The sequence below is a fragment of the Streptomyces albus subsp. chlorinus genome (genome assembly GCF_013302895.1).
Classification (GTDB): domain Bacteria; phylum Actinomycetota; class Actinomycetes; order Streptomycetales; family Streptomycetaceae; genus Streptomyces; species Streptomyces chlorinus.
Genome location: NZ_VJOK01000001.1, coordinates 4,049,515 through 4,061,195, shown reverse-complemented (window position 1 = coordinate 4,061,195; position 11,681 = coordinate 4,049,515). Strand labels below are relative to the sequence as shown.

Annotated in this window: 8 protein-coding genes and 1 tRNA gene; 4 read left to right on the top strand and 5 right to left on the bottom strand. The window is 72.3% G+C overall.

Annotated elements, in window-relative coordinates; all coding sequences use genetic code 11:
- Positions 1-44: 44 nt before the first annotated feature.
- The 3 genes from FM076_RS17730 to FM076_RS17720 all read right to left on the bottom strand — a co-directional run bounded on the left by FM076_RS17730 (position 45) and on the right by FM076_RS17720 (position 3,521).
- A complete protein-coding gene (locus FM076_RS17730) occupies positions 45-674 on the bottom strand; it encodes a hypothetical protein (RefSeq protein WP_173871910.1) in 630 nt (209 codons plus the stop codon).
- A gap of 35 nt (positions 675-709) precedes the next feature.
- The gene (locus FM076_RS17725; RefSeq protein ID WP_173871909.1) at positions 710-2,788 is read right to left on the bottom strand and encodes an SEL1-like repeat protein; all 2,079 of its coding nucleotides are present in this window, start codon (positions 2,786-2,788) and stop codon (positions 710-712) included.
- A 61-nt stretch (positions 2,789-2,849) separates the two neighbouring features.
- The gene (locus tag FM076_RS17720) at positions 2,850-3,521 is read right to left on the bottom strand and encodes a SanA/YdcF family protein (RefSeq protein WP_345945429.1); all 672 of its coding nucleotides are present in this window, start codon (positions 3,519-3,521) and stop codon (positions 2,850-2,852) included.
- A 169-nt stretch (positions 3,522-3,690) separates the two neighbouring features.
- On the opposite strand from FM076_RS17720, the gene hrpA reads away from it, so the two are divergent.
- The 3 genes from hrpA (at position 3,691) to FM076_RS17705 (ending at position 8,272) form a co-directional block, all read left to right on the top strand.
- Entirely contained in the window at positions 3,691-7,734 is a 4,044-nt protein-coding gene (hrpA, locus tag FM076_RS17715) for an ATP-dependent RNA helicase HrpA (protein ID WP_173871905.1), read from the top strand.
- Between the two features lie 65 nt (positions 7,735-7,799).
- Positions 7,800-7,874 (top strand) — tRNA-Asp (locus FM076_RS17710).
- 227 nt (positions 7,875-8,101) lie between these two features.
- Positions 8,102-8,272, top strand: coding sequence for a DUF6274 family protein (locus FM076_RS17705; RefSeq protein WP_173871903.1), 171 nt, complete (start codon positions 8,102-8,104; stop codon positions 8,270-8,272).
- 416 nt (positions 8,273-8,688) lie between these two features.
- Here FM076_RS17705 and bldC read toward each other — a convergent pair whose 3' ends face one another.
- Together bldC and FM076_RS17695 are read right to left on the bottom strand one after the other, a co-directional pair.
- The gene (gene bldC / locus FM076_RS17700) at positions 8,689-8,895 is read right to left on the bottom strand and encodes a developmental transcriptional regulator BldC (protein ID WP_003949541.1); all 207 of its coding nucleotides are present in this window, start codon (positions 8,893-8,895) and stop codon (positions 8,689-8,691) included.
- Positions 8,896-9,416: 521 nt separating this feature from the next.
- Positions 9,417-10,292 (bottom strand): hypothetical protein, encoded by an 876-nt coding sequence (locus tag FM076_RS17695; RefSeq protein ID WP_173871901.1) that lies wholly within the window; start codon positions 10,290-10,292, stop codon positions 9,417-9,419.
- A gap of 216 nt (positions 10,293-10,508) precedes the next feature.
- On the opposite strand from FM076_RS17695, the gene FM076_RS17690 reads away from it, so the two are divergent.
- Entirely contained in the window at positions 10,509-11,630 is a 1,122-nt protein-coding gene (locus tag FM076_RS17690; protein WP_428815159.1) for a Leu/Phe/Val dehydrogenase, read from the top strand.
- Positions 11,631-11,681: the final 51 nt, after the last annotated feature.

The window sequence follows — 11,681 nt, the reverse complement described above, 5'->3', positions numbered from 1 at the left end:
GAGCCGTACGCGGGCGTACGGGCACACGGCGCCGGCCGGCGCCGCTATACGCGCAGGACGGAGAGGTCGATGGGGGTGGGGGGCGGTGCGGGCGCGGGTCCCCGCACGGGCGGCCTCGCGTGCGCGGTGCCGATCGCGGTGTGCGACTCGGGCACCGGGCAGGCCGACAGGGCCAGCGGCAGCAGCTGTTGCTGGGCGGTCGAGGGAGCCGCCGGGGGGACCTCGCGCCCGCCCTGGGACTTGTGGCAGCGGGAGGGCCCCGCCTCGTCACCGCTGCTCGCGACGGGGGAGCCAGCGGCAGGGGCGTCGTACGACACGGAGGCGGCGGCCCGCTGCCCGGACCCGGCACCGTGACCGGACACCCCGGCACCGTTGCCGGACAAGCCGACGCGGTGAGCGGACAACCCGGCACCACCAGCGGGCCCGGCACCACCGGCGGACCCGGCACCACCAGCGGACCCGGCACGGGGCGAGGAGGCGCCGGCGGCAGGTGCGGCGCCCGCACCATGCGGGGCGCCGGTGTCGTGGGTGGCGCCAGGGCCGCGCAGGGCCGCCCCGGGACCGTGCGCGGCGCCGCACAGGGCGAACAGCAGCAGGCCCGCGACGCCCAGCAGGCCCGCGAGCAGGGCGGTGGTCCTTTGGGACCCGCCTGCCGTCTGCCTGCCGCCGCTCATGGCGTCAGCCTAACGGGACACATCGGCCCCTCGCCTCATCCCAGGACGCGGCGCAGCACCCCCGCTATCTGGTCGGCCGTCATCAGCGGCCCCGTCTCCTCGCCGTCGGGGGTGTACGCCTGCTCGATGTGGCCGCGCGCCCCGTCCAGGTCCCCGCGGCGCTCCGCGACGCGGGCCAGCAGGTGGCGGGCGGTGCGGTGCCGCGGGCTCTTCTCCAGTACGGGGGCGAGCAGTTCCTCGGCCTCCTGGTCCGCTTCGGGCGTCGCCACGTCGTTCACCAGCAGCGTCGCCAGGTCCATGGCCGGGTCGAAGAGGGAGGTGAGCATGAAGCCGCTGTAGCCGAGCCGCACGATGTGGTGGACCTCGCAGGCGGTGCGCAGCCACTCGGCCGCCTCGTCGGTCTTCCCCTGCCCCTTCAGCGCGAGCCCCAGCCAGTAGGCGGCCTCGTGCAGCGGGTCCTTCTCCCGGCGCCCCGTCCAGGCGAGCCGCAGCAGCTCCTCCGCCTCCGCGTGGCGCTTCCACTGGACGAGCCGCATGCCGGCGCGCCAGCCGTACCAGACCTTCCCGCCCTTGGCGGCGCGCGCCCACCAGCGGACGGCCTCCTCCATGTCGCCGTAGTCGTCCCCGACCCGGTTGCCGACCCAGCCCGCGGCCTCGGCGCGCCCGAACCTGGCCGCCCTGCGCAGCCACGGCTCCGCCTTGACCGGCTGGTCCATGCGGACGTACAGCGCGCCCAGTCCCTCGATCGCGTCCAGGTCGCCCTCGCGGGCGGCCGGCAGGTAGAGGGGTACGACGGCCTTCTCCTGGGCGCCGCACTCCTCGTGCAGCATGCGGCCCCGCTCGAAGGAGGCCGTGGGCGCCAGGGCGGCGGATCCGTCGGCGGCGCGCCTGTAGTGGTGTGCGGCCTCCTGGTGGCGGCACAGCTTCCGCATCAGGCGGCCGAGTTCGAGGTGGGCCGCCGGGTCGCCGGAGCCGGCCGCCTCGCGCAGCGCGGGCAGCCGGTCCTCCTCCTCGGTGTCGAGGACGGGTGGGGCGGACCGTTCCGCCTCCGCCAGCTCGGTGAGGGCGTCGTCCGGGCCTTCGAGGGGGTCGCCGTCGTCCCCGGTGCCCTCCTTCGCGGCCTCCAGCCAGCGGCGGGCCTCGGGCAGCCGCCACTGGTCGCGGTAGAAGCCGCCGAGCCGCCACTGCTGGACGGGGTCGCCCGCCTCGGCGCTGAGCAGCAGGGAGGTCTCGTACGCGTCCAGTTCGCCGTACCGGATGTGGACGGCGCTCAGGGTGCGGGACAGCAGCCGGGAGCCGGGGTGGCGGGTGAGGGCCTCCTCCAGGACCCGGCAGGCGTCCTGGTAGCGGTCCAGGTTGTAGTGGAGGAGCGCGTGCCAGTGGTCGGTGCGCGGGTTGCCGAGCGCCCGCGCCTCCTCGTACGCCTTGACCGCGTCCGGGAGGAAGGACGGGTAGGAGGTGAACCACTCGGGGTCGGTGTGCAGTTCGCTGAACGGCGCGACCTCCTCGTCGTCCTCCAGGAACTCCTCGACCTGCTCCTCGATGCCGGCGGGGCGCTCCTCGGGCGGCAGCGCGCACAGTGCGGCCAGCTCGGAGATCCGCCACCGGTAGTGGTCGATCCGGTCGCCCAGCTCGTGCATCCGTTCCTCGATGCGCGCGGCCACATGGTCGTGGGGCGCCGCCTCGGCCAGTTCCGCGTCGGCCTCGCTCTTGCGGCCCTGGCTCAGCAGGAGCAGGGCGCCGTTGGTGCGGCACTTCACGCTGCCGAGGGCGGCCCCCTTCGCGTACCACTCGGCGGCCCCCTCCTCGTCGTCGAGCCGCTCCCACAGCAGCTCCGCGAGCCCGAAGGCGCAGTCGCCGTCCCGTTCGGCCGCCGTCCGGTACCAGTGCTCGGCGACCGTGTACTGGCCCCGGTCCTTGGCGGCGACGGCCCGCAGCCGCGCGGCCCGCGCGTCGCCGGCGCGGGCCGCCTCCTCCAGCCAGGGGAGGGCGTCGTCCACCCGTCCCCTGCCGACGAGGTACTCGCCCAAGGCATGCTGGTCCGCCGCCCCGCCCCGCCCGGCGGCGGCGCGGAGTTCCTCTTCCTCGGGGCTGGTGGCGTGGGTGGCTGTCATGAGTACCTGTCGCTTTCGTACGGGTGTTTCACTGGTGTTTCACGAGTGCCTCACGAGCGCTTCACCGGGTGTGCGCGGTGGCGAGGGGGGTCGTGCGGTGGAGGTGCGGCCCCGGGCGCGACGCGGCGGAGCGCGCGAGGGCGCGCTCCACCCCCCGCTCCCGTGGGCCGAGAAGGTGCGGGTCGGGCGTGAACGCCGCGTCGAACGCCGCCTTCACCGCGCCGGGCAGCTCCCGGAACCCGCCGGCGAACCAGGTCAGGTCCCGCGGCTCGTCGACCGGGACGCCGGTGGCGTCGATGCCCGCCGCCCGGCACAGCGCCAGGGCCCGGCGCACGTGGTAGTCCTGGCTGACGAGCAGCGCCCGGCGCACCCCGAAGACGCGGGCCGCCCGGGTGCACGAGTCCCAGGTGTCGAAGCCCGCGTGGTCCGTGACGACGCGGGACGCCGGGACGCCGTGTGCGGTGAGGTAGGCGCGCATGGCGCCGGGTTCGTCGTAGTCGCGGCGGCTGTTGTCCCCGGAGACGAGGAGCACGCGGGCCTTGCCGGCGCGGTAGAGGCCGGCGGCGGTGTCGAGGCGGTGCGCCAGGTAGGGGGAGGGCTCGCCGTCCCGCAGGCCCGCGCCGAAGACGACGGCCACCGGCGCCGCGGGGGCCCGGTCCGCGGCCCTCACGCGGCCGTCGGTGGACAGCCGCAGCCAGGTCGCGGGCAGCAGCGCGAGGACGCAGACCAGCACGAGCGCCCGCGTCCACCGCCTGCGGCGCGCGGTCGCCCCGGCGCTCGTCCCCGTCGCCGCTTTCCCGTCGTTCCCCCGTGTCCCCACGCAGGGATCGACGCGGAACCCCTCGCCCCGGTTGCAAACCGTTCGCCACCCGGGCCCGCGGGGTGCGATCCTTGGGCACGGTATGTCGACTTCCATCCCCTCCCCCCGCCAGCTGGCGGCCCGCCTCCCCGACCTCATGCTGGGCGACCAGCACCGGCTGGCCCGCCGGCTGGCGGGTGCCCGGAAGATCCGCAAGGAGGAGGCCCGCGCTTCGGTCCTCGCCGAGATCTCCGCGGCGATGGACGCCTCCGAGCTGCGGGTGGCCGCCCGCCGCGAGGCGCTTCCGCGGATCACGTATCCCGAGCAGCTGCCCGTCAGCCAGAAGAAGGACGCGATCCTCGAAGCCGTCCGCGACCACCAGGTGGTGATCGTCGCGGGCGAGACGGGCTCGGGCAAGACGACGCAGATACCGAAGATCTGCATGGAGCTGGGCCGCGGCATCCAGGGTGTGATCGGTCACACCCAGCCGCGCCGTATCGCCGCGCGGACGGTCGCCGAGCGGGTCGCGGAGGAGCTGGGGACGCGGCTGGGCGAGGCCGTCGGCTGGAAGGTCCGCTTCACCGACCAGGTGAAGGACCACACGCTGGTCAAGCTGATGACCGACGGCATCCTGCTGGCGGAGATCCAGCAGGACCGCGAGCTGCGCCAGTACGACACGATCATCATCGACGAGGCGCACGAGCGCTCGCTGAACATCGACTTCCTGCTCGGCTACCTCGCGCAGCTGCTGCCGAAGCGGCCCGACCTGAAGGTGATCATCACCTCGGCGACGATCGACCCGGAGCGGTTCTCCCGGCACTTCGGTGACGCGCCGATCGTCGAGGTCAGCGGGCGGACGTATCCGGTTCAGGTGCGCTACCGGCCGCTGCTGGAGGAGGACGAGGAGCCTTCCGCGGCTCCGGACCGCGACCAGGTGACCGCGATCTTGGACGCGGTGGACGAGCTGCACGCCGAGGGGCCGGGCGACATCCTGGTGTTCCTCTCCGGCGAGCGGGAGATCCGCGACACGGCGGACGCGCTGGAGAAGAAGTTCAAGCGCGTCCAGGGCCACCAGCCGGGCCGCGGGGACGTGGAGATCCTGCCCCTGTACGCACGGCTCTCGCACGCCGAGCAGCACCGCGTCTTCCAGCCGCACACCGGCCGCCGCATCGTGCTGGCGACCAACGTGGCGGAGACGTCGCTGACCGTCCCGGGCATCAAGTACGTCATCGACCCCGGCACGGCCCGCATCTCGCGCTACAGCCACCGCACCAAGGTGCAGCGGCTGCCGATCGAGCCCATCAGCCAGGCGAGCGCCAACCAGCGCAAGGGCCGCTCCGGCCGTACGTCGGAGGGCATCTGCATCCGGCTGTACTCGGAGGAGGACTTCCTCTCCCGGCCGGAGTTCACCGACCCGGAGATCCTGCGCACCAACCTCGCCTCCGTCATCCTCCAGATGACGGCGGCCGGCCTGGGGGACATCGAGAAGTTCCCCTTCATCGACCCGCCGGACCACCGCAGCATCAAGGCGGGCGTGCAGCTGCTGGAGGAGCTGGGCGCGCTGGACATCCAGCAGGACGGGACGCGGAGGCTGACGAGGACGGGCCGCAGCCTGGCCCAGCTGCCCGTCGACCCGCGGCTGGCCCGCATGGTGCTGGAGGCCGACAAGAACGGCTGCGTGCACGAGGTGATGGTGATCGCGGCGGCGCTCTCCATCCAGGACCCGCGCGAACGCCCCGCCGACAAGCAGCAGCAGGCCGACCAGCAGCACGCCCGGTTCAAGGACGAGAGCAGCGACTTCATGGCGTTGCTCAACCTGTGGCGCTATGTGCGCGAGCAGCAGCGGGAGCTGTCCTCCTCCGCGTTCCGCCGCATGTGCAAGGCGGAGTTCCTCAACTACCTGCGGATACGCGAATGGCAGGACATCTACAGCCAGCTGCGGCAGGTCGCCAGGACGATGAAGATCCGGCTGGGCGAGCCGGACGGCCAGGAGGCGTCGCCGGACGCGGTGCACCAGTCGCTGCTCGCGGGCCTGCTGTCACACATCGGCCTGAAGGACACCGACAAGAACGAGTACCTGGGGGCGCGGGGCGCCAAGTTCGCCGTCTTCCCCGGCTCCGCGCTGTTCAGGAAGCCGCCGCGCTGGGTGATGTCGGCGGAGCTCGTGGAGACCTCGCGGCTGTGGGCGCGGGTCAACGCGAAGATCGAGCCGGAGTGGATCGAGCCGCTCGCCCAGCACCTGGTCAAGCGCACCTACAGCGAGCCGCACTGGGAGCAGAAGCAGGCGGCGGTGATGGCGTACGAGCGGGTGACGCTGTACGGGGTGCCGATCGTCGCCCAGCGGAAGGTCAACTACGGCCGGATCGACCCGGAGACCTCGCGCGACCTGTTCCTCCGCAACGCGCTGGTGGAGGGCGACTGGCGCACCCACCACCAGTTCTTCCGCGACAACCGCAAGCTGCTGGACGAGGTGGAGGAGCTGGAGCACCGCGCCCGGCGCCGCGACATCCTCGTCGACGACGAGACGCTGTACGACTTCTACGACCAGCGCGTGCCCGAACACGTCGTCTCCGGCGCGCACTTCGACTCCTGGTGGAAGAAGAAGCGGCGCGAAGAGCCCGACCTGCTCAACTTCGAGAAGTCGATGCTCATCAGCGACCGGGCCGAGGAGATCTCCGCCTCCGACTACCCGGACGTGTGGCGGCAGGGCGGGCTGGCACTGCCGGTGACCTACCAGTTCGAGCCGGGTGCCGACGCGGACGGCGTCACCGTGCACATCCCGCTCCAGGTGCTCAACCAGGTGACGGCCGAGGGCTTCGACTGGCAGATCCCGGGCCTGCGCGAGGACCTGGTCACCGAGCTGATCCGCTCGCTGCCCAAGGCGGTCCGCCGGCACTACGTGCCCGCGCCCAACTACGCCAAGGAGTTCCTGCGCCGGGCCGCCCCGGGCCAGGAGCCGCTGACGTACACGCTGGCGCGGGAGCTGCAGCGGATGGTGGGGGTGCCCGTCTCCGCCCAGGACTTCGACTGGGCGAAGGTTCCCGACCACCTCAGGATCACTTTCCGGGTGACGGACGAGCGGCGCCGCAAGCTCGCCGAGAGCAAGGACGTCGAGGAACTCCAGGTACGGCTCAGGGCGCAGACGCGGACGGCGCTGTCGAAGGCGTTCGAGTCCTCGGCGCGGGCGGCGGCCCACAAGGCGCACAAGAGGTCCCGTGGCGGCCCCGGGGGAGCTTCCGGAGCGGCCGGCGGGGCGGCGGAGCCGGCCGGCTCCCTCCAGCGCACCGGGCTCACCAGTTGGACCGTCGGCACCCTCCCCCGCACTTTCGAGACGCGGCGCGCGGGCCAGCCCGTCAAGGCGTACCCGGCGCTCGCGGACGAGGGCGCCTCGGTGGCGGTCCGGCTGTTCGACACCGAGGCGGAGCAGCGCAGGGCGATGTGGCACGGCACCCGCCGCCTCATCCTGCTCAACCTCCCTTCCGACCCCGCCAAGTACGCCCAGTCGAAGCTGAACAACCAGCAGAAGCTGGCGCTTTCGCGCTCCCCGCACGGCAGCGTGCAGGCCCTGTTCGAGGACTGCGTCGCCGCCACCGTGGACCAGCTGGTGGCCGCCCACGGCGGCCCCGCCTGGGACGAGGAGGGCTTCCGCAAGCTGTTCGACGCCGTGCGGGCCGACCTGGTGGACGCCACCTTGCGGACGGTCCGCCAGACCCAGGAGGTACTGGCGGCCTGGCACGCGTGCGAGGGCCGCCTGCGGGCGACGACCAGCCCCGTGCTGGCCGACTCCGTCGCGGACGTGCGCGAACAGCTCGGCGAGATGATCAAGCCGGGGTTCGTGACCGAGCACGGCGCCGGGCGGCTGCCCGACCTGATGCGCTACCTGATCGCCGCCGACCGGCGCCTCCAGCAGCTCCCGCACAACGTGGAGCGGGACCGCACGCGGATGGCGAAGGTGCACGAGATGCGGGACGAGTACCTGTGGCTGCTCGAACAGTTCCCGCCGGGGCGGCCGGTGCCGCAGGCCGCGCGGGACATCCGCTGGATGATCGAGGAGCTGCGGGTGAGCTACTTCGCGCACGCGCTGGGCACGGCGTACCCCGTCTCCGACAAACGGATCATCAAGGCGGTGGACGCCGCCGCGCCGTGAGCGTCCCGTCGCTGTGAGTGAGTTCGCTCTTGGGGCCTGACCTGCTGTAGAGTTCCATCTCGCGAGGTCCTGTGGAGCAGTTTGGAGTGCTCGCCACCCTGTCAAGGTGGAGGCCGCGGGTTCAAATCCCGTCAGGACCGCTCGTCGACGAGGCCCGGGTGACCACGGTTACCCGGGCCTCGTTGCTGTGCCCGCCCCTTCACCCACTGCCGCACCCCTACCGCAGAGCGCTCCTCCGCCGCGCTCCTCCGCCGCCCGGACGGCCTCCGCCCCTCGCCGCACGGAGGGCGGGCTCACTCGCCCGATGGCCCCGCCGTGTTGACGCGGACGGGGGGCGGGGGTAGTCCTGGCCGTGGAGGTGAGGGCGATGGCCGGGTTCCAGGAGGCGGTGCGCGCGGAGGCACGGGTGCTCCTGCGGACGCATCTCGCCGCCGCCGGCCGCCGCCGGCACGCGAGGCGGCACTGCCCGGTCTGCCACCGGCTGCTGCGGCTGGCGCTCGCGGGCGGGCCGCTCCGGGGCGCCCGGACCCGCAAGTGACGTGCTGCGCCCAGTCGTTGGCGCATTACCGTACGGGTGGCGCCGCTCACAAGACCCCCCGTGTGTGGCAGGTGTCACTCAACTGAGCCGTTCCGGCAGGGAACCTGAGGCCCCCTCAGAAGCCCTCAATTTAATATGTGCAATTGCACCGGCGTCCGGTCCCGCCGCAGCATCCCCGCTCCGGACCGCTGCGACCGGCCTCCCACAACCGCGCAGCAGCGCTCAGCAACCCCCAGCGACCTGCGGTTTCCGGGCACAAAAAAGATCGCGCCGGACCCGGCGGAGTCCGGCGCGATCAACGGACAAGCCCTGTTGGGGCAGCGGCCTGGCCGTGTGGTGCTGAGCGGGCGATCTCGTGGGGTGGGGGCCCCGTGAGTACCCTTAGGTGGTGCTGTTGTGCCTGGTCAGTGGGCTGATCAGGCCTCGCTGCGCTGCTGCGGGATACCCGCCAGCAGGGCGCGAACCTCCGCCTCGCGGTAGCGGCGGTGTCCTCCGAGCGTGCGGATGGACGTGAGCTTGCCCGCCTTTGCCCAGCGCGTGACCGTCTTGGGGTCCACACGGAACATCGTGGCAACCTCAGCCGGGGTCAACAGCGGCTCGGCATCAGGGGTGCGAGCGGTCATGAGCGGCCTCCTCGGGAGAACCGAACCATCACGGTTCTTTCCTCTAAATTCTGCACCTTGACCCGCGTTGCCCGATATGGCGGACGCGAGCCGAGTCGGTTATAGGACGAACGGCTTGTCCTCGGCACTACAACTACACCATCTGTCCAGCCACGTCGGCCAAACCGATGGAATTGCCCTCTCAGGTGTTCAACCTCGGCGGAAGCCGATGGACCATCCCATAGCGGACAGTCATCCCGCTGTAACGATCAGTCACAACGGGAGCAGGGGTCATCAGACCCACCAAGGAGCGCAATACCGATCTATCCACCCATAGTTGGACGGAAGGAGTCCTGTGCGAACTCCTTGTCCTATTTTGACACGAGGGATAGCTCTGAGAGCAAGACCCGTTTAAGTGCAATCCATCACGCTTGAGGCAAAGACCCGGTTCGGGACGTAGGTCCCACTCCTCCCCCGCCGGACGGCGGGGCCGCCCAGGCGGCCTCCCCCGCCGTCCGGGGGGTGGGGGCCCTGGGCGGGCCTCAGCTCGCGTACTGGAGCTGGCGGACCGCCCTCCAGCGCTCCGTCAGCCGCTCGTACACCGCACCCGCCCGCTCGGCGTCTCCCTCACGGAGGGCGGCCAGGCCCTCCGTGACGTCGGCCGCGGAGTGGTCTCCCGCGAGCTGCTCCTCGGGGATCGCGTGGACCAGCCCGCCGTAGTCCAGCTCGACGAGGGAGCGCGGGTGGAACTCCTCCAGCCAGCGGCCCACGTCGACCAGTCCGTCGACGAGCGGTCCCTCCTCCAGCTCTTCGCGGAGCACCTTCAGGCCGCGGGCGAGGCGTCGCCTCGCCTCCACCATGGGAGTGCGGTAGCGGAGAACGAACTGCTGTCCGCTCTCCTCACCCGTTTCCGGCTTCGCAAACTCCCTTTCTTCGTCCACGAAAAGAACGAACCACCGCACCGGCACATGCCACAGCGCCGTACGGATCCAGGGCCGCGCGTCCGGGTTGCGCTCCCGCCACCGTTCGTAGTCGGCCGTGGCCTGGCGCCGTACGACGGGCGGCAGCGCGGCGTCCAGCACCGGCTGGGGAAGGTCGAGTTCCCGGTTGCCGGCGGCCTGGGTGAGGGCAGTGAGCGCCTGCCAGCCGCGCAGCCGGGTGCGCCAGGGGCAGACGCAGGTCACCCCGTCCACCTCCGTCACGAACGCCTCGGCGCTCTCCCGGACGGGGACCACCACGGGCGGCACCGGCACCAAGTCCGCCAGCGCGCGGCGGATTTCGTCCTGCGCGGTCGGAAAGCGCCCGGCCTTCGCATATGCGATCCAGTGGGAGCGCTCCGGCTCCGGGAAGGCCGCCAGCGGTTCATAGACCCGCAGATACGCCGCGTACGGGACGACGACCGGCGCTGTGTCAGCCACGCATTTCCTCCAAGCATCGACCAAGCCTCTGCGAACCGTCCGAACCGTTGCGGGACGGGCCTGGCAGACAGTTGACTACCCCGATCGTGGGACCGCAACGTGCCCTCGCCGCGCGGGTCGTACGCTGCTTGCGGACCGGCCCTCCCGGGCCGTGACCGCCACAAGCGGCCGGTCCGGCACGAGGGCCCAGACGCGATTCCAGGAGTCACCACCGTGATCGAGGTACCACCTTCCGCCGGCGTTCCCTCCGGTGTCCCCGCCGGGGACCCGGTCACCTCCACCCTCTTCCGCTCCGAGCAGGGCGGCCACGAGCAGGTCGTCCTCTGCCAGGACCGCGCCAGCGGCCTGAAGGCCGTCATCGCGATCCACTCCACCGCGCTCGGCCCCGCGCTGGGCGGCACCCGCTTCCACGCGTACGCGGGCTCGGCCGATCCCGAGCGGTCCGCGGTGCTCGACGCGCTCGACCTGGCGCGCGGCATGTCGTACAAGAACGCGCTGGCCGGCCTCGACCACGGCGGCGGCAAGGCCGTGATCATCGGCGACCCCGAGCAGCTCAAGTCCGAGGCCCTGCTGCGGGCCTACGGGCGCTTCGTCGCCTCCCTGGGCGGCCGGTACGTCACCGCCTGCGACGTGGGCACCTACGTGCGGGACATGGACGTGGTGGCCCAGGAGTGCCGCTGGACGACGGGCCGCTCCCCCGAGAACGGCGGCGCCGGCGACTCCTCCGTGCTGACCGCATTCGGCGTCTTCCAGGGGATGCGGGCCAGCGCCCAGCGGCTGTGGGGCGCGCCCACGCTGCGTGAGCGGCTGGTGGGCGTCGCCGGGGTCGGGAAGGTGGGCAAGCACCTGGTCGGCCACCTCCTCGAGGACGGCGCCCGCGTCGTCGTCACGGACGTGCGCGAGGAGTCCGTGCGCGCCGTGCTGGCCGCCCACCCCGGCGCCCCGCTGACGGCCGTGGCCGACACGGAGGCGCTGATCAGGACGGAAGGGCTGGATCTGTACGCGCCCTGCGCGCTGGGCGGCGCGCTGAACGACGAGACGGTGCCGCATCTGACCGCCAAGGCCGTGTGCGGCGCCGCCAACAACCAGCTCGCCCACCCGGGCGTCGAGAAGGATCTCGCCGAGCGCGGCATCCTCTACGCGCCGGACTACGTGGTGAACGCGGGCGGTGTCATCCAGGTCGCGGAGGAGCTGCACGGCTTCGACTTCGCACGTGCGAAAGCAAAGGCGAGCAAGATTTTCGACACGACGGCGGCCATCTTCGACCGGGCCGCCGCCGACGGCGTCCCCCCGGCGGCGGCAGCGGACCGGCTCGCCGAGCAGCGCATGGGCCTGTGAGCACACGGTGAACGCTGCGTGAGCACCCGCGGAGGGGCCCGTGACAGTGGT